Genomic DNA, 16,547 nt, shown 5'->3' on the forward strand with positions numbered 1-16,547 from the left:
AGCAAGGGGAAGGTCAAGGGGGAAAGATGAATATTAGCGATGTGGCGAAAAAAACCGGCTTAACCAGTAAAGCGATCCGTTTTTACGAAGAGAAGGGGCTGGTGACGCCGCCGCTGCGTAGCGAAAACGGTTACCGCAGCTACAGCCAGCAGCATCTGGATGAACTGACTCTGCTGCGCCAGGCGCGCCAGGTGGGGTTTAATCTGGAAGAGTGCCGTGAGCTGATATTTCTGTTTAACGATCCGTCGCGGCACAGCGCCGACGTGAAACGCCGGACGCTGGAGAAAGTGGCGGACATTGAGCGCCATATCAGCGAGCTGCAGGGCATGCGCGCGCATCTGCTGGCGCTGGCGGACTCCTGCCCCGGCGATGACAGCGCGGATTGCCCGATCATCGATAATCTCTCGGGCTGCTGTCACCGCAAGGCGCAGGCTTAACGCCGCGCCGGATTGAGCATAAAGACCACCGTGCCGCGGTAGTAGGGAGAGTCATTCAGCTGCATTTCCGCCTGCCGATCGCGACTGCCGTTTTGCACCAGCCCGAGTTTGAACGGGATACGCAGCCGGCTGAGCGCGGGGAGATAGACCTGATAATTCGCCACCGTGTGGCGTCCTTGATAGCTTTGCACCACCAGTTCATCAACCGCAAGCGCGTTCAGGGTGGCAATATCGCCGGTTTTAGCCCAGTCCAGCAGGCCCGTTACCCCTAGCGCGAACTCTGGCGGCAGTTGCTGGCGTAGCTGTTGCAAAAACTGGGCGTAGTCGACGAGCTGATATGTGGCTGCGTCAAAATCAACCTGCAGACCAACCACCTGATTGCCAGCCGCCCGCCAACGCTGCATCAGGCGTACGATCCGCGGCACAATCGTCTGCGGCACATCAAGTGTGGTAAACCGGACGGTAAGCCAGATTGCGGGAAACGTCAGGCGGCTGACCGGCAGGCCGAGGCGCTGGAATATGACCTCGCCCGAACGCGTCAGCACCTCGCCCTGATGCAGATACACCGTCTGGGCGTTCTGCAGATCGTTGCTGGCTTTTACCCCGGACCACAGCCAGAAGGCGGAATGCTGGCGCGCATCCACGTGCTCCGCCGCCTGCGCTGACCCGGACAGCAGCGCGATTACCAGTAATATTTGAGTTTTTGCGCCCACGGGCTTCCCGGATACTGCGTTTTCAACTGCGTGAACCAGCCCTTACGCTGCAGCTTTTCGACATCTTCGCCGCCACATTCGTTGCTACCGGAGGGGGCGTAACAGAGAATCGCCCGATAGAGCGCATAGCTTTTATCTTCCGGCTCCGCTTTTGGCGAGGTGATAATCTGCTGGTAATAGCGTTGGCGATCGTACTGTCCCAGAGGCTGCTGGCGGTTGATGGCGGCCTCAAGCATATCGTTGCCGGATTGGTCTTTCCACAGATCAACATGCGTCTGCGTGGTGCGGAAGAACTCGCCCAGGCAGTTAAGCGCATGGGCGTCGTCGGCGTTTTTACTGAGCACGTTGACGGTGTCATCCAGGCTGCGGCAGGCATAACCGGCTTCGGTCGCCTCGCCATCCCAGTCGAAGCTGCTAAGGTTGACGTCGTTAAAGGCCTCGCTGATTACCGGCTGGGTAATGGCGGTGGCGAGCTTTTTGTCGTTCAGCCAGTCGCTGAAACGACTTTCCGTGAGGTCCCGCACCAGCAGCGTATGCAGAGCGATAGTACGTTCTTCGTTATTGGGACCGTTGGCCGCCTGTTGGCGTAGCAGTTCAGGAGAGGCCTGGGTTTTCAGCACTCGGGAGCGAAAGCGTAGATTGGTCACCGGGCTATCGGCGGCAAAGATAGCCGCTGCGTTACCGCTGTAGACCAGCGTTGCCGCCAGTTTTGCCTGGATATACTGCTGTTGCTCGGGGTTTTGGCTAAGTTGTAGCAGCTGCCGCCAAAAATCGCGCGCCGCGGGCCACTGTGTTTGTCCCATTAGCGCTTCGCCGTAGAGGACCTGTTCGCTGAAGGCGAGAATATCATTCGACGGCAGCGTTTTCGCCGGCGTGACAGCCTGCAGGATGGCGGCATCGTTGCCCGTCGCGTTCCACAGCTGCAGCTGCAGGTCGCGCCACAGCGGCAGATTTCCGCTCTTCTCAAACGCCGCTTTGCTGGCGTCAAGCTGTGCCTGGGTTAAGGTTGGCTTATTATCAGCATTCAGGCGCAGGGCGCGGAGAAGCTCGACATAGCTGACCTGAGGGGCGTCCGGGAATGCTGCCAGAACGGGCTGCGCGTAGAACGGCATGCCGAAGACATTATCATATTCACTCACCAGTCTACGCAGTTCCCCGGCGTCGGCAGCCTGCCGGAAGGCCTGCTCATAGAGTCCGGCCAGCTGAGGCCATGCCTGGAGATACCAGTTAATGCGGCGCAGCATATTGCGCGCGGAGTCGGCATAAAGCCCTGCGGGCCAGCGTTGCAAATAGGTTTGTGCTTCTTTTTGCGCCTGTGCGGCATCATCACGATTGATGCGTGCAATATCAAAATCGCCGTACTGCCCGACGCTGTTCTGGCTACTTTTGTTGAGCGCCGTGCGCATCAGCATATATTGCGCGGTCTCGGTCAGCCAGGGCTGCTGACTCTCCAGCAACAGGGTGAAATCGTGGGTCGCGGCGGTGTAATTGCCGCCATAGAAGTGGGCGATGCCGGAAAGGTAATAAGCGAATAAGTCGGCGTCCGCATCTGCCGGGAAGCTATTGAGGATATCAGCGACGGCGGTGATATTGGCGCCATAAAACAGTTTCAACCGCGCCAGCGCCAGGTCATGACGCTGCTGCGGAGTTAGAGAGGGCGCGGCGAGCAGGGCGGCGTTGAACTGGCTGACGGCGGCAAGGGTGTTGCTGACAAAGCGGTTTTCCAGTTCATAGTCGGATGTTCCCAGCCGTTCAGCCGAATTGGCTGGCATGACCTGCGCGGGGTCGATATTCAGCGCCGTCATTTGTTGGATGAAGGTTTCATCTTCGCGTTGCGCCGGCGGCGCGGGGGGCGGCGGCGCGCTATCCCACTCAGGATGCCAGGCGAAGTAAACATCGCGGGTACGGCTGACATCAGCGGGAATGGCCTGAACGGGCAGGGCGAAAGATTTCGCTTCGCTCAGCAGGCGCAGTAAGTTGTCGCGCGAGTCATTTCCCGGCGTCAGTACAGGTTCGCCTTTTAACAGGCATAGCGGGTCGCTCCACGAGCAATCTTCGATATCAGCAGAAGCAAATGCCTGAGCGGCTGACGCGAGCAGGGCGCAGAGCGAAAGGGTAAACGTTGTCTTCCTGACCATGACGGATGTCCTGTGGCGTGATTATTGCGATACGACTCTTATATGTAGGGTTATGCCTTCGATGGCGACCACTTCAACCTTGCTGCCCGCAGCGAGGTCGTCATCGGCAATGACCGGCCATGAACTGTCGCCCACGCGGACGTGTCCGCGGCCGTTAACCAGCGCCGTTTCCAGCGTAAAGCGGCGGCCAAGCAGCTGCTGCCCGCGCTGATTAAGCTGAGCGTCCGCCGGCTTCTGGCGCTTAACGCGGTTACGCAGCCAGCGCGACCATAGCCAGGCCGCCAGCAGGGTCAGCACGGCGAACAGCGCGCCCTGCCACTCCCAGCTCAACGGCAGCATCCAGACCAGCAGCCCGGTCACGACGCCGGCAATGCCGCTCCACAGCAGATAACCGTTGCCGCCGAGCATTTCCGCCGCCAGCAGCAGTCCGCCGAGGCTGAGCCAGAAAATATGCGGGTGGGCGAGAATTAGCGCGATCATGATTTTTTCTGCGCGCCAGCGCCTTCTTTAAGCAGCTCGCCGATCCCGGCGATAGAGCCCATCAGGCTGCTGGCGTCGAGCGGCATCAGCACCACTTTACTGTTGTTGGCCGCGCCAATTTGCTGCAGCGCATCGGTATATTTCTGCGCGACAAAGTAGTTGATGGCCTGAATGTCGCCGGAGGCGATAGCGGATGAGACCATCTGCGTAGCGCGCGCTTCGGCTTCCGCGGAACGTTCGCGCGCCTCTGCCTGTAAAAACGCCGACTGACGCTCGCCTTCGGCTTTGAGGATCTGCGACTGCTTCTCGCCCTCGGCTTTTAAAATTTCCGCCTGACGTATCCCTTCAGCCTCGAGAATATAGGCGCGCTTCGTCCGCTCGGCTTTCATCTGGGCGTTCATTGAGGCGATAAGCTCAGCCGGCGGGCGTACGTCGCGGATCTCAACGCGGGTGATTTTGATGCCCCACGGGTTGGTCGCTTCATCGACAATATGCAGCAGACGGGTGTTGATGCTGTCGCGCTGGGAGAGCATTTCGTCCAGCTCCATCGAGCCCAGCACGGTACGAATGTTGGTCATGGTCAGGTTGATGATCGCCAGCTCGAGGTTGCTGACTTCGTAAGCGGCCTTCGGCGCGTCGATGACCTGAATAAAACACACCGCATCAATGGTGACGTTGGCATTATCGCGGGAGATGACTTCCTGCGAGGGGATATCGAGCACCTGCTCCATCATATTAATTTTGCGCCCGATACGATCCATAAAGGGCACCACCAGGCTCATACCCGGCTGCAGCGTTTGCGTATAGCGGCCAAAGCGCTCTACCGTCCACTGGTAGCCCTGAGGAACGATTTTTACCGCCGCTCCGACGATAACCAGCGCGACGAAAATAAGAATGGGGATAAAAATCAGCATCAAAAACCTCCTGTCTTGTTGCCTGTTGATGCGCCGGGAGAGTGGCGCGCGTTTAACCAGAGTATATCTTTCCGCGCATCCGGGTGAAAGAAAAGTGGAGTAAACTAGAGGCGTTGTCGAAAAACTGGGAATAATAATGACCGAAAGTAACGCTATTTTGCGCCTGGAGAACGTGGGCTTTAAGGCCGATGGGGTGACCATCCTTAATGAGATTAGTTTTCAGCTCAGAGCAGGGGAATTTAAGCTGATTACCGGACCTTCCGGCTGTGGAAAAAGCACGTTATTAAAAATAATCGCTTCGCTGCAAAGCCCCACCGCGGGAAGCATTTTCTTCGCCGGTAAAGATATTAATGACTTAACGCCGGAAACCTATCGCCAGCAGGTTTCCTACTGCGCGCAAACCCCGGCGCTGTTCGGTGATTCGGTGTATGACAACCTGGTCTTCCCGTGGCAGATCCGTCAAAAACAGCCGGATCCTAAGGCGCTGGTTGCCGATCTTGCCCGCTTCGGTCTGGCGAAAAATACGCTGGAAAAATCCATTAACGAGCTGTCAGGCGGGGAAAAGCAGCGCGTTTCGTTGATTCGCAATCTGCAGTTTTTACCGCAGGTGCTGCTGCTTGATGAAATAACCAGCGCGCTGGACGAGAGCAATAAAAAAAATGTGAATGAGATTATTCACCGCTATGCGAGCGAAAAAAATATCGCCGTTCTGTGGGTGACTCACGATAGCAATGAAATTGCCCATGCGGATGAAGTGATTACGCTCCAGCCTGCCGGCGGCAAAGCGCAGGAGGAGCAAAAAAATGAACGGGCATAATATTACCAACGAGTCGTTGGCGCTCTCGATGGTTCTGGTGCTGGTGGCGATTGTGGTTAGCTACCGGGAAAAGCTGGCGCTGGAAAAAGATATTATCTGGAGCATTTGTCGGGCGATTGTACAGCTGATTATCGTCGGCTACGTGCTGAAATATATCTTTAACGTTAATCACGCCGTGCTGACGCTGCTGATGGTGCTGTTTATCTGCTTTAACGCGGCGTGGAATGCGAAAAAGCGCAGCAAATATATCGACAAAGCCTTTGTTTCTTCGTTTATCGCGATAACCACCGGCGCCGGGTTAACTCTGGCGGTGCTGGTTTTTTCCGGGTCGATTGCGTTTGTGCCGATGCAGGTCATTCCGATCGCCGGGATGGTGGCAGGCAACGCGATGGTGGCGGTCGGGCTGTGCTACAACAATATGGGGCAGCGGTTTAGCAGCGAGCAGCAGCAGATTCAGGAGAAGCTGAGCCTGGGCGCAACGCCGAAGATGGCTTCCGCGAGGCTGATCCGCGATAGCATTCGCGCCGCGCTGATCCCGACGGTGGATTCAGCGAAAACGGTAGGGCTGGTGAGCCTGCCGGGGATGATGTCGGGGCTGATTTTCGCCGGGATTGATCCAGTAAAAGCGATTAAGTACCAGATTATGGTGACGTTTATGCTGCTCTCTACCGCCAGCCTGTCAACGATTATCGCCGGGTATCTGACCTACCTGAAGTTCTTTAACGCCCGCCATCAGCTGGTGGTGACGCAGCTGAAAAAACGCGCGTAAGCGTTCCCCGGGTTGCGGCGTAAACGCCTTACCCGGGCGACAAGATCATCCAGTCTGTAGCCCGGCTTAGCGCAGCGCGAGCCGGGGGCTTTACGATTAATAAAGCAAAGAGTAGAGCTGGCGGCGGTACTTCGCGGCCAGCGCGTCGCCGGTGCCCAGCGCGGAGAGGATCTCCTGGAGCATTTTGCGCACTTCGCCGTTTCCGGCGCCTAAATCTTTTTGTAGATGGCTGAATAGCAGCGCCAGCGCCTCTTCGTTACGCCCTACCTGATGCAGCTGTAATGCCAGCTGGGAGGCCAGCGCCGCGTCTTGCGGGTTCAGCTCAACCTGCTGCTGCAGCTGCTGAATTTCCGGCGTGTCGGCGGCTTTTTTCAGCAGCTCGATTTGCGCCACCAGCCCCTGATAGCGGGTATCCTGATCCTGCAGCGGCACGGTTTTCAGTACGGTTTCCGCCTCATCGGAACGGTGCAGGGCAATCAGCGTTTCCGCCAGCAGCAGGCCAATCTGGCTCTCCTGGTTCGACAGCTGCCAGGCATCTTTCAGCAGCGGCAGGGCTTCGGCGTAGTTCTCTTCCTCCATCAGCGCCAGCGCCTGCTGCGCCTTGAGCTCCTCTTCGCGCGGCAGGAACTTATCCAGCAGCGCGCGAACCGCTTCTTCTGGCTGCGGGCCTTCGAATCCGTCGACCGGCTGACCGTTCTGGAACAGGTAAACCGTAGGGATAGCGCGCAGGCCAAACTGTGAAGCCAGCATCTGTTCGGCGTCGCAGTCGACTTTAGCGAGGGTAAACAGGCCGTTGTACTGGGCGGCCAGGCTCTCCAGCACAGGCGTTAGCTGCTCGCAATGTTGGCTGCGCGCGGACCAGAAATAGAACAGTACCGGCGTCGCAGCGGACTGCTGCAGCGTCTGGTGTAGGTTAGCTTCGGTAATATTGACGATATTCTGTGCGGACATGAGCAAGTCTCTTTAATCGATATTTGTATAGATATATGGGGACGGCGGCAGGTGCTTCAACTCAGCCCTGGATAATTTTGTCCATCGCGCGGGTCGGCAGCAGCCGCTTAAGCAGGGCGACCGCGTGCGTCACCAGGGTTACCGGATAGCGCAGTTTCGGTTTATCGCTGACAAAAGCATGGCGCACTTTTTCCACCACCGCTTCCGGCCCGAGAGTAAAGCGGGCGGCGATACCGGGATTTTCCACCGGCTTGTCGGCCTGGGTCTGATTGACGTTGTTGGTGAAACGGGTGCGGATGGGGCCCGGTTCAATCAGGCTGACCTTGATCCCGCTGTGACGCAGCTCCATGCGCAGCGCATCGGACCAGGCCTCCAGCGCGTATTTACTCGCCGCATAGGCGCCGCGGCCGGGGCTGGAGATGATTCCCATCACCGATGAGGTCATCACGATACGCCCCTCGCCGTGCGGCTCCATGGCTGGAAGCAGCAGCATCGTTAGCTGATGGGCGCCGAAAAAGTTAGCGGAAAACTGCTGCTCCATCTGCTGGCGGCTGATGGTCGGCAACGGGCCGTAGACGCCGTAGCCCGCGTTGTTAAACAGGCCGTACAGGCGGTTGTCGGTCAGGGCAATCACCTCGGCGGCGGCGCGCTCAACGCTCTGCGGATCGTCAAGATCCAACATAACACCGGTTAGCCCCAGCTCCTGCATCCGCGCGACATCTTCCGCTTTGCGGCAGGCGGCCAGCACGTTAAAGCCCTGGCGCTTTAAATCAAGGGCGCTTTCAAGACCAATTCCGCTGGAACATCCTGTAACTAAAACCGATTTTTGCATAACTTTACCTGCGAATGACTCGCTGTTATCAGGAGTCATGATTAACTAAGGGAGCCAAACGCGTCGCCATCCAGTCGGCGATAAACGGCTGGGCGTCGCGATTAGGATGAATTCCATCGTCCTGCATCCACTGCGGTTTCAGATAAACCTCTTCCATAAAAAAGGGCAGCAGAGGAATATCAAACTCTTTGGCCAGTGCCGGGTAGATTGCGCTAAAGGCTTCATTATAACGGCGGCCATAGTTGGCGGGCAGGCGAATTTGCATCAGCAGCGGCTGGGCGTTCGCCGCTTTGATATGCTCAATAATAGTGCGCAGCGTCTGTTCCGTCTGCTGCGGGGGGAAACCGCGCAGTCCGTCGTTACCGCCGAGCTCCACCAGCACCCAGCGCGGCTGATGCTGCTTAAGCAGGGCCGGCAGCCTTGCCAGCCCCTGCTGCGAGGTATCGCCGCTGATGCTGGCGTTAACTACCGGCGTTTTGGTCTGCCACTTATCGTTAAGCAGCGCAGGCCAGGCGGTATTGCCCGCCATGCGATAACCGGCGCTCAGACTGTCGCCGAGAACCAACAGCGTGTCGGCCGCCATCGCGCGGCAGGTAAACAGGACCAGAAACAGGAAAGGCAAATGCCAGCGGAAAACATACTTGAAGTTCATCATCTTAAGAAATCCGTCGGTCAGGGTGAGCATCAGCTTTCCATCCTTACCGGAGTTGAGCTGGTTGTCAAACAAGGGCAAACCATCGCCCTGATTGGCGAGTCGGGTTCCGGTAAGTCGACGCTGCTGGCGATCCTCGCCGGTCTGGACGACGGCAGCAGTGGAGAAGTCTCGCTGCTCGGCAAGCCGCTGCATCAGATGGACGAAGAGGCGCGGGCGAAGCTGCGCGCAAAGCACGTCGGCTTTGTGTTTCAATCCTTTATGCTGATACCCACCCTCAATGCGCTGGAAAACGTCGAGCTTCCGGCGCTGTTGCGCGGTGAAAGCGACAGCCAGAGCCGCGGCAGCGCCCGGGCACTGCTGGATCAGTTGGGGCTGGGCAAACGCCTGCATCACCTGCCGGTACAGCTCTCCGGCGGCGAGCAGCAGCGGGTGGCGCTGGCGCGCGCGTTTAACGGCCGCCCGGAGCTGCTGTTCGCCGATGAACCCACCGGCAACCTCGACCGCCACACCGGGGATAAAATCGCCGACCTGCTGTTCTCGCTGAACCGCGAGCACGGCACTACGCTGATTCTGGTGACCCACGACCCGCTGCTGGCGGCGCGCTGCGACCGGCGGCTGCGGCTGGTAGATGGCCAGCTGCGGGAGGAAGCATGATCGCCCGCTGGTTCTGGCGCGAATGGCGCTCGCCGTCGCTGCTGATCGTCTGGCTGGCGCTAAGCCTGGCGGTGGCCTGCGTGCTGGCGCTGGGCTCGATAAGCGACCGCATGGAGAAAGGACTCAGCCAGCAGAGCCGGGAATTTATGGCCGGCGACCGTACGCTGCGTAGCTCGCGCGAAGTCCCTGGCGCATGGATTGACGAAGCGCGCCGTCTTGGCTTAACCGTCGGCGAACAGCTGGGCTTCGCCACCATGACCTTTTCCGGCGATACGCCGCAACTGGCGGACGTCAAAGCGGTTGACGATAGTTATCCGTTGTATGGTCAGCTGCAGACCCAGCCGCCGGGGCTGAAGCCGCACGCCGGCACCGTGCTGTTGGCGCCGCGATTAATGGCGCTGCTGAATCTGAAAACCGGCGACACCATCGACGTGGGCGACGCCACGCTGCGCATTGCCGGGGAGGTGATACAGGAGCCGGATGCCGGATTTAACCCCTTCCAGATGGCGCCGCGGCTAATGATGAACACCGCCGACGTGGCGAAAACCGGCGCGGTACAGCCAGGCAGCCGCGTTTCCTGGCGCTATAAGTTCGCCGGTACCCCGCAGCAGCTGGCGGACTACGAAAAGTGGCTGTTGCCGAAGCTGGGGCCTGAACACCGCTGGATCGGCCTGGAGCAGGACGACAGCGCGCTGGGTAAATCGCTGGAGCGCTCGCAGCAGTTTTTGCTGCTGTCGGCGTTGTTAACGCTGCTGTTGGCGGTCGCCGCGGTGGCGGTGGCGATGAGCCATTACTGCCGCAGTCGTTACGATCTGGTGGCGATCCTTAAAACCCTCGGCGCCGGGCGGGCGCAGCTGCGCAAGCTGATTGTCGGCCAGTGGCTGATGTTGCTGGCGATGGCGGTGGTTGCCGGCGGGGCGATGGGCGTCGGGCTGGAAAATATTCTGCTGGTGATGCTTAAGCCGGTGCTCCCGGCGGCGCTGCCAGCGGCGAGCGGCTGGCCGTGGCTGTGGGCGATCGGCGCGATGGTGGTGATTTCCCTGCTGGTCGGGCTGCGACCCTATCGACTGCTGCTGGCGACGCTGCCGCTGCGGGTACTGCGCCAGGATGTCGTCGCTAACGTCTGGCCGCTCAAGCTCTATGTTCCCGTGGTGTGCTTGGTCGTGGTGGCGCTGCTGGCGCTGCTGATGGGCGGCAGCCCTCTGCTATGGGCGGTGCTGGCGGGCGCCGTGGTGCTGGCGCTGGTGTGCGGCCTGGCGGGATGGGGCGTTCTGTGGCTGCTGAAGCGTTTGACGTTAAAAGCGCTGCCGCTGCGTCTGGCCGTGAATCGTCTGCTGCGCCAGCCGTGGTCTACCCTGAGCCAGCTGGCGGCCTTTTCGTTGTCGTTTATGCTGCTGGCCCTGCTGCTGGTGCTGCGCGGCGATCTGCTCGATCGCTGGCAGCAGCAGCTGCCGCCGGAAAGTCCTAACTACTTTCTGATCAATATCGCGCCGGAGCAGGTGGTGCCGGTGAAAACCTTCCTTGCCGAACATCAGACCCGCGCCACTGAGTTCTATCCCATCGTGCGCGCCCGCCTGACGCAAATCAACGGTCAGGCGACGGAAGGCAATAAAGATGAAGCCCTGAACCGCGAGCTTAACCTCACCTGGAGCCGCGAGCGGCCGGATCATAATCCGCTGGTGGCCGGAAGCTGGCCGCCGAAAGCGGGCGAGGTCTCGATTGAAGAGGGGCTGGCGCAGCGGCTGGGCGTCAAGCTCGGCGATAGCGTGACCTTTACCGGGGATACTCAGGAGTTTAGCGCGAAGGTGACCAGCGTGCGCAAAGTTGACTGGGAGAGCCTGCGGCCAAACTTCTTCTTTATCTTTCCGCAGGGGGCGCTCGACGGGCAGCCGCAAAGCTGGCTCACCAGTTTCCGCTGGGATAACGGCAACGGGATGCTAACGCAGCTCAACCGCGAATTCCCCACCGTCAGCCTGCTGGATATTGGCGCGATTTTGCAGCAGATTGGCCAGGTGCTGACTCAGGTAAGTCGCGCTCTTGAGGTGATGGTGATTTTGGTCACCGCCTGCGGCGTTTTGCTGTTGCTGGCGCAGGTGCAGGTCGGAATGCGCCAGCGTTATCAGGAGCTGGTGGTCTGGCGCACGCTGGGAGCCGGAAAGGCGCTGCTGCGCACCACGCTGTGGGCGGAGTTCGCCCTGTTGGGCGTGGTGTCCGGCGTGGTGGCGGCGATTGGCGCTGAGGTGGCGCTGGCGCTGCTGCAAAGCAAAATCTTTGACTTCCCGTGGTCTCCGGACTGGCGGCTATGGGTGATGCTGCCGCTCTGCGGGGCGATACTGCTCTCGCTGTGCGGCGGCTGGCTGGGGCTGCGTCTGCTGAAAGGGAAGGCGCTGTTCCGCCAGTTTAGTCAGGGATAGCATGAGTTATGTTGCCCGGGTAAGGCGTTAGCCGCGACCCGGGGTTTTCACCCGGCTCGCGCTGCGCTTAGCCGGGCTACCGTTTCACGGCTGTCTGCGGGAAAGTAGCCCGGGTAAGGCGTCAGCCGCAACCCGGGGGACTCGGTACGGATGCGAGTGGCTATTACAGATGACCGTGGTTCAAGACGGTGAGCGGCTCGTTGACGTCGAAGATTTTGCAGATAACGTCATCCACGCCGAGAGATTTCAGGCGTGCGGTATGCTTGCTGAGATAAGCGAGCGCGGTTTCTTCATTCGCAAAAAGATAGATCCCGCCCGCCTCCTGATTCTTTTCGCTTTCCGTCCAGACCTTCCAGATAAACCCCGGTTCCTGATTGATAGACTCGGCCAGCTCCACGAGCTGGCGGGACATCTCGCTGCCGAAGGGGCCATTAAAGGCAAAGTGCAGCTGCAGTAGTTTTTTCGACATAGTTCCTCCATGGATGATGTTTGCGCGGTAATAGACCATTTTAATGCCATGGCGATGAAAAGATAACCACAGTTTTTTTAAGGGCACGAAATGGTAAGTCACTGATTTTTAACCGCACGAAACATTAAAAACTCAACAACACGCCATACTCAATCGCAGTTAATATTCAACTGGAAAATATAAGGTTGCTTATTAATCAAGGAAACAGTATGGCTCATAAAATAAAAGCGCTGGCGATAACGATCGGCGCAGCCCTGGCGTTAACCTCTTTTGCATCCCAGGCGGAAATAACGCTTTTAAAACAAGATCCGCAGGCGGGCGATCCGTTAAGCCGGCTTAATTTTACCGTCGGCGGGAGCATCCGTCCCCAGTTCAACATGATGTCCGGCGACGGAGACAAAGGCTCTTATAAACGTAACGGTTTTGACGGCGGCACCCGTTTCCGCTTCGCCGCCGACTACTATCTGTTCGATGATATTAGCTGGATCAGCTACTACGAGCTGGGTGTCAATATTCCGGCGCTCTTCGACTGGGATAACCACTACGCCGAAGGCGCGAATAACACCAGCCGCCGCATGCTCTATACCGGCCTGAAAAGCGATACCTGGGGGACATTAACTTACGGTCAGCAGAACAGCGTTTATTACGACGTGGTGGGGGTAAAAACCGATATCTGGGATTACGACATGATAGGCCAGGCGCCGGGTAACGGCATTAACGGCGACTACGATGGCTCCTATCGCTCACGCAATATGCTGAAATACAAGAAAACCGTTGGCGATGTCGATCTCTACGCTTCTTACTTATTCGAAGACAGCGAATATCTGCCGGGCAACGGCCTGCGCTACAAGCGTAAAGGCGGCGGCTCCATCGGCGCCGATTACCACATTATGAAGGATCTGACCTGGGGCGCCGCGTGGAACTATACCCGCGCCGATATGCGTAACCCCTCCAGTTCGGACAGCAAATCATATGACCAGAATATCGTCGGTACTGCGCTAAGCTGGACGCCGGATAACTGGACCTTCTCCTTCGGCGGCGGCTGGTATCAGAACTTCCTGACCACCAAAAAAACCGATGTTCATAACTACTTCGCCGGCGATGCCTGGGGTATTGAGTATTTTGCCGGTTATAAATTCCCGATTGGTCAGTATGCGGTGAAATCTATTCAGCCGTACTTTATGGGCGACCGCCTGCAGTACGTGAACGGCCGCAACTATCAGCGGATTGATAACGGCGTCGGCGTGAGCTTCCAGCTGGATTATGGTTTCCGCGTCGATTATGAACACGTCTTCACGTCGAGCACCGATAACCTGGGCGATATGAATCTGGTGCGTCTGCGCTACGACTTCTAAGCGCAGACACTTCCCCGGTGGCGCTGCGCTTACCGGGGCTAGAGGTTCACCGCCGTCTGCGGACCTGTAGCCCGGCTAAGGCATTTACGCCGCAAGCCGGGACAAGGAAGGATGTGACTATTACGCCAGCCAGTCGGCGACGTCCTGCCAGCTGCCGCGAAAAATAATCTTCTCCGCTTTTTTGCCGAGTTGGTAGCGGTACATTGGGTCGTAATACTCGTTCAGCAGGGGAACCAGCCAGCTGAAATGCGCTTCGGTGCTGGCGCTGCGCTGCTGCTCCAGCAGAGCTTCATCAAGCCTGGCGGTGAGCTGGGCAAAACGCTGTAACCCGAGGCGGCGGCGGATAGCGAACAGGCCATGGTGCAGATATTCGCTATATGCCTGCCAGCCTTGCTCTTCGCCGTAGGCCGCCATGAAATCGCGATGCATCCGGGTAAAATACTCTTCGCGCAGCCGTTCAAGACGGATGGCGAACGGGTCTTCCACCACCGCCAGCGGCGACTGGGCCATGCGAAGACGCATACATTCCGGCAGGTGATTGGCGCCGATCATATGCCCCTCATCTTCCAGCACCCAGCGCGTCTGCTGCTCTGACTTTTTGAGCATCGCCACGGCAAGATGATTTTCAAAGGTTGCCTGCTGATACTGCTCCTGCAGGGTACGGCCAAATGAAGACCCGCGATGATGGGCGAGGCCCTCGAGATCGATGCCGTCGGGCTGGGTGCAGACCAGCTGGGTTTTACCGTTACCGGTACAGCCGCCAATCAGCACGATAGGACGCTGCACCAGCTCTTCGGTAAGCTGAATAGCTGCCTGGCGCAGCGCTTTATAGCCGCCGGCAATCAGCGGGTAATCCACGCCAGCGTCCTTCAGCCACTGCTGCACAATATGCGAACGCTGGCCACCGCGGGCGCAGCACAGGTAGCCTTCGGGGTAACGCGCGCAGGCCTCTTTCCAGGCGGCGAGGCGGCGGGCGCGAATCTCACCATTCACCAACTGATGGCCCAGCGCAAGGGCGGCTTCCGGACCCTGACGCTTGTAGCAGGTGCCAACGGCGGCGCGCTCGTCGTCGTTCATCAACGGTAGGTTGACCGCCGCGGGCATGGCGCTTTGCCTGAACTCGACCGGGGCGCGTACGTCAATCAGCGGCGTATCGCTGGCGAGAATCTGCCGAATATTCTGTGGGACTAATTCCATCATTTAAACCGTTAAGCCATCCAGACGCGTCGTTCGACGCGATAATCCTCCTATTGTACGCGGTGAGCGACAGGCTGAATTGATTTTTCACGGTGTATCGCTGAATAGCGTCAGAAATCCCTGGATTTCCGGGGCCGAATGGCCGAACAGCGAGGCGATATCCTGCACCGCTTTACCATGATGATCTTTGCGCCAGGCGAGGCTCAGAGGAGAGGGGGGGCGCATCGCCGGGATCTGCCGGGCAATCAGCTCACCGCGAGCGATAAGCGGCTGGCACAGCGGCTCGGGTAAAAAGCCGATGCCGACGCCAGCGATATGCGCCGCGATTTTAGTTTCGATATCGGGAACCACAATCTCTTTTTGCCCCGGCAGACGCCAGGCGACGCGCTTGGTCAATCTCCGGGCGCTGTCCTCAATATTGACCGCAGGGTAGCGACGTAGCTGGGCCTCCGATAGCGGATCGCTTTGCTGGCCGAGCGGGTGATGTGGTGACATCACGAAGAGCCAGGACACTTCGCCCAGCGGGGTGACCGCAATATTTTCGCCTAACGATTCGGTGCCGGTAACGCCAATCGCCAGCGAAAAGTCATCATGCAGAAGCGTATCCCAGACGCCCATATAAATTTGTCGCGAAAAGTGAAACTGCGTAAAGGGGTAACGTTGGCTGAGCCAGGCCAGCAGCCGGGCGATGGCCTGCGGGTCATACATCAGGTTATTCACCACAATATTGACCTGGCGCTCCACGCCGTCGTTTATCTGCTGTAGCTCGCCGGGCATACTGTCAATCCAGCCAAGCCACTCTCTGGCCTGCGCCAGCAGGTGCATCCCGGCCGGGGTCAGCAGTACGCTGCGCGTGGTGCGGGAAAAGAGCGCCACGCCGGTGTTATCTTCCAGCAGTTTGATGCGATAACTAATGGTGGCGGTGGTTTTATAGAGTTTTTCCGCTGCTCTGGAGAAGCTGCCGGTCTCCGCGACGCTGACAAAGGTACGTAGTGTTTCGGGGTCTAGCATCGCTATATTCCTCGTAATTTAATAATTCCCCCATGATTTTTAAGTATTTTTTCATAATAGCCATTTCAATTATGTGGCTTAAATCAGGTTTTGGAAAATTATTCCAACTTATAGTTGATACCACTTTGAGATGGCCATGAATTGACCGGTACATCTTTCACCCTCAAGGTATGAGGAGGGGAACGGTTTTTAATGACTAAGGAATATGCAATGAAGCTTGAAGTATTGCCGCTGACGCGCGAAGCCTTCCGCCCCTATGGGGACGTTATCGAAACGGAAGGACATGATTTTTTCCATATCAATGAGGGCAAAGTGCAGCGTTTCCACGATCTGGCCATGGTGGAAACCCTGCAGCAGGAGCGCACGCTAATCAGTATTAACCGCGCCCAGCCGGCGGCGCTGCCGATTGTCGTCACCGAGCTGGAGCGTCATCCGCTGGGCACCCAGGCGTTTGTGCCGATGAACGGCGAAGCCTTTGTCGTGGTGGTCGCGGCAGGAGGCGATCAACCGGACATGACTACGCTGCGCGCGTTTATCTCCAATGGCCGTCAGGGGGTCAATTACCACCGTAACGTCTGGCATCATCCGCTGTTTGCCTGGCAGAGCGAAACCGATTTTTTAACCGTCGATCGCGGCGGAAAAGATAACTGCGATGTGGCGGAGATCCCGACCGTGGAGTTGAGCTTTGCGTGAGGTTGCACGTGACGCTATCGATTATCTTGCATAACATGTGGGCGCTTA

General features: G+C 58.2%; 17 protein-coding genes. 7 read left to right on the plus strand and 10 right to left on the minus strand.

The genetic code is table 11. The annotated features are described in order from the left end of the window. Window positions 1-26 precede the first annotated feature (26 nt). On the plus strand, window positions 27-437 hold the full coding sequence (cueR, locus tag KCG39_RS25215) for a Cu(I)-responsive transcriptional regulator (protein WP_004129970.1): 411 nt from the start codon (window positions 27-29) through the stop codon (window positions 435-437). On the opposite strand, the gene KCG39_RS25220 is transcribed toward cueR, so the two are convergent. Genes KCG39_RS25220 through KCG39_RS25235 form a run of 4 tightly spaced genes read right to left on the minus strand, consistent with a single transcriptional unit; the run spans window position 434 to window position 4,682 of the window. After that, window positions 434-1,150 carry a DUF3142 domain-containing protein gene (locus tag KCG39_RS25220; RefSeq protein WP_004129972.1) on the minus strand — a complete coding sequence of 239 codons (717 nt, stop codon included), beginning with the start codon at window positions 1,148-1,150 and terminating at the stop codon, window positions 434-436. The two genes, cueR and KCG39_RS25220, sit on opposite strands and share 4 nt — an antisense overlap. Then, the gene (locus tag KCG39_RS25225; RefSeq protein WP_087828749.1) at window positions 1,120-3,288 is read right to left on the minus strand and encodes a PA5441 family protein; all 2,169 of its coding nucleotides are present in this window, start codon (window positions 3,286-3,288) and stop codon (window positions 1,120-1,122) included. The genes KCG39_RS25220 and KCG39_RS25225 overlap by 31 nt, the downstream gene beginning before the upstream one ends. Before the next feature lie 21 nt (window positions 3,289-3,309). Then, on the minus strand, window positions 3,310-3,768 hold the full coding sequence (locus KCG39_RS25230) for an NfeD family protein (RefSeq protein WP_004129978.1): 459 nt from the start codon (window positions 3,766-3,768) through the stop codon (window positions 3,310-3,312). Then, on the minus strand, window positions 3,765-4,682 hold the full coding sequence (locus tag KCG39_RS25235) for an SPFH domain-containing protein (RefSeq protein WP_004129981.1): 918 nt from the start codon (window positions 4,680-4,682) through the stop codon (window positions 3,765-3,767). The genes KCG39_RS25230 and KCG39_RS25235 overlap by 4 nt, the downstream gene beginning before the upstream one ends. 136 nt (window positions 4,683-4,818) lie before the next feature. Between KCG39_RS25235 and fetA the strand changes: the two genes are divergently transcribed. Together fetA and fetB are read left to right on the plus strand one after the other, a co-directional pair. After that, window positions 4,819-5,499: an iron efflux ABC transporter ATP-binding subunit FetA gene (gene fetA / locus KCG39_RS25240; protein WP_004129984.1), complete on the plus strand. Its 681-nt coding sequence runs from the start codon at window positions 4,819-4,821 to the stop codon at window positions 5,497-5,499. After that, window positions 5,486-6,268 (plus strand): iron efflux ABC transporter permease subunit FetB, encoded by a 783-nt coding sequence (gene fetB / locus KCG39_RS25245; protein WP_004129987.1) that lies wholly within the window; start codon window positions 5,486-5,488, stop codon window positions 6,266-6,268. Before fetA ends, fetB begins: the two co-directional genes overlap by 14 nt. Before the next feature lie 96 nt (window positions 6,269-6,364). On the opposite strand, the gene KCG39_RS25250 is transcribed toward fetB, so the two are convergent. From KCG39_RS25250 to tesA, 3 genes are all read right to left on the minus strand, one after another. Beyond that, window positions 6,365-7,219 (minus strand): thioredoxin family protein, encoded by an 855-nt coding sequence (locus tag KCG39_RS25250; protein ID WP_004129990.1) that lies wholly within the window; start codon window positions 7,217-7,219, stop codon window positions 6,365-6,367. Between the two features lie 61 nt (window positions 7,220-7,280). After that, window positions 7,281-8,090: an SDR family oxidoreductase gene (locus tag KCG39_RS25255; protein WP_162626042.1), complete on the minus strand. Its 810-nt coding sequence runs from the start codon at window positions 8,088-8,090 to the stop codon at window positions 7,281-7,283. Next, window positions 8,080-8,703: a multifunctional acyl-CoA thioesterase I/protease I/lysophospholipase L1 gene (gene tesA / locus KCG39_RS25260; RefSeq protein ID WP_014228230.1), complete on the minus strand. Its 624-nt coding sequence runs from the start codon at window positions 8,701-8,703 to the stop codon at window positions 8,080-8,082. Before tesA ends, KCG39_RS25255 begins: the two co-directional genes overlap by 11 nt. Here tesA and ybbA point away from each other — a divergent pair. Next, window positions 8,674-9,360, plus strand: coding sequence for a putative ABC transporter ATP-binding protein YbbA (ybbA, locus tag KCG39_RS25265; RefSeq protein WP_112165924.1), 687 nt, complete (start codon window positions 8,674-8,676; stop codon window positions 9,358-9,360). The genes tesA and ybbA overlap by 30 nt on opposite strands. Beyond that, complete coding sequence (gene ybbP / locus KCG39_RS25270) at window positions 9,357-11,774, plus strand: putative ABC transporter permease subunit YbbP (protein ID WP_142467850.1); 2,418 nt, start codon at window positions 9,357-9,359, stop codon at window positions 11,772-11,774. Before ybbA ends, ybbP begins: the two co-directional genes overlap by 4 nt. A gap of 163 nt (window positions 11,775-11,937) precedes the next feature. Here the strand turns inward: ybbP and KCG39_RS25275 are convergent, their stop codons facing one another. Then, window positions 11,938-12,243, minus strand: a complete 306-nt coding sequence (locus KCG39_RS25275; RefSeq protein WP_004130003.1) for a monooxygenase — start codon at window positions 12,241-12,243, stop codon at window positions 11,938-11,940. A 209-nt stretch (window positions 12,244-12,452) separates the two neighbouring features. Here KCG39_RS25275 and KCG39_RS25280 point away from each other — a divergent pair, with 209 nt between their 5' ends. Further along, window positions 12,453-13,598, plus strand: a complete 1,146-nt coding sequence (locus KCG39_RS25280; protein WP_004130005.1) for a porin — start codon at window positions 12,453-12,455, stop codon at window positions 13,596-13,598. A gap of 120 nt (window positions 13,599-13,718) precedes the next feature. Here KCG39_RS25280 and mnmH read toward each other — a convergent pair whose 3' ends face one another. Both mnmH and allS read right to left on the minus strand, forming a co-directional pair. After that, on the minus strand, window positions 13,719-14,795 hold the full coding sequence (mnmH, locus tag KCG39_RS25285) for a tRNA 2-selenouridine(34) synthase MnmH (protein ID WP_032742258.1): 1,077 nt from the start codon (window positions 14,793-14,795) through the stop codon (window positions 13,719-13,721). Window positions 14,796-14,882: 87 nt separating this feature from the next. After that, entirely contained in the window at window positions 14,883-15,806 is a 924-nt protein-coding gene (allS, locus tag KCG39_RS25290) for an HTH-type transcriptional activator AllS (RefSeq protein ID WP_004130011.1), read from the minus strand. 210 nt (window positions 15,807-16,016) lie between these two features. Between allS and allA the strand changes: the two genes are divergently transcribed. Further along, on the plus strand, window positions 16,017-16,499 hold the full coding sequence (allA, locus tag KCG39_RS25295) for an ureidoglycolate lyase (RefSeq protein WP_004130014.1): 483 nt from the start codon (window positions 16,017-16,019) through the stop codon (window positions 16,497-16,499). The last annotated feature ends 48 nt before the right edge of the window (window positions 16,500-16,547 follow it).

Source organism: Klebsiella pasteurii (assembly GCF_018139045.1).
In the GTDB taxonomy this organism is placed as follows: Bacteria; Pseudomonadota; Gammaproteobacteria; order Enterobacterales; family Enterobacteriaceae; genus Klebsiella; species Klebsiella grimontii.

What these genes read in the sequence shown, in the direction of transcription:
- ybbP (WP_142467850.1), top strand. Translation starts at nt 9,357, where the DNA reads ATGATCGCCCGCTGGTTCTGGCGCGAATGGCGCTCGCCGTCGCTGCTG.
- KCG39_RS25280 (WP_004130005.1), top strand. Translation starts at nt 12,453, where the DNA reads ATGGCTCATAAAATAAAAGCGCTGGCGATAACGATCGGCGCAGCCCTG.
- KCG39_RS25250 (WP_004129990.1), bottom strand. Translation starts at nt 7,219, where the DNA reads ATGTCCGCACAGAATATCGTCAATATTACCGAAGCTAACCTACACCAG.
- mnmH (WP_032742258.1), bottom strand. Translation starts at nt 14,795, where the DNA reads ATGGAATTAGTCCCACAGAATATTCGGCAGATTCTCGCCAGCGATACG.
- ybbA (WP_112165924.1), top strand. Translation starts at nt 8,674, where the DNA reads ATGCCAGCGGAAAACATACTTGAAGTTCATCATCTTAAGAAATCCGTC.
- tesA (WP_014228230.1), bottom strand. Translation starts at nt 8,703, where the DNA reads ATGAACTTCAAGTATGTTTTCCGCTGGCATTTGCCTTTCCTGTTTCTG.
- KCG39_RS25225 (WP_087828749.1), bottom strand. Translation starts at nt 3,288, where the DNA reads ATGGTCAGGAAGACAACGTTTACCCTTTCGCTCTGCGCCCTGCTCGCG.
- fetB (WP_004129987.1), top strand. Translation starts at nt 5,486, where the DNA reads ATGAACGGGCATAATATTACCAACGAGTCGTTGGCGCTCTCGATGGTT.
- KCG39_RS25230 (WP_004129978.1), bottom strand. Translation starts at nt 3,768, where the DNA reads ATGATCGCGCTAATTCTCGCCCACCCGCATATTTTCTGGCTCAGCCTC.
- KCG39_RS25255 (WP_162626042.1), bottom strand. Translation starts at nt 8,090, where the DNA reads ATGACTCCTGATAACAGCGAGTCATTCGCAGGTAAAGTTATGCAAAAA.
- fetA (WP_004129984.1), top strand. Translation starts at nt 4,819, where the DNA reads ATGACCGAAAGTAACGCTATTTTGCGCCTGGAGAACGTGGGCTTTAAG.
- allA (WP_004130014.1), top strand. Translation starts at nt 16,017, where the DNA reads ATGAAGCTTGAAGTATTGCCGCTGACGCGCGAAGCCTTCCGCCCCTAT.
- cueR (WP_004129970.1), top strand. Translation starts at nt 27, where the DNA reads ATGAATATTAGCGATGTGGCGAAAAAAACCGGCTTAACCAGTAAAGCG.
- allS (WP_004130011.1), bottom strand. Translation starts at nt 15,806, where the DNA reads ATGCTAGACCCCGAAACACTACGTACCTTTGTCAGCGTCGCGGAGACC.
- KCG39_RS25275 (WP_004130003.1), bottom strand. Translation starts at nt 12,243, where the DNA reads ATGTCGAAAAAACTACTGCAGCTGCACTTTGCCTTTAATGGCCCCTTC.
- KCG39_RS25235 (WP_004129981.1), bottom strand. Translation starts at nt 4,682, where the DNA reads ATGCTGATTTTTATCCCCATTCTTATTTTCGTCGCGCTGGTTATCGTC.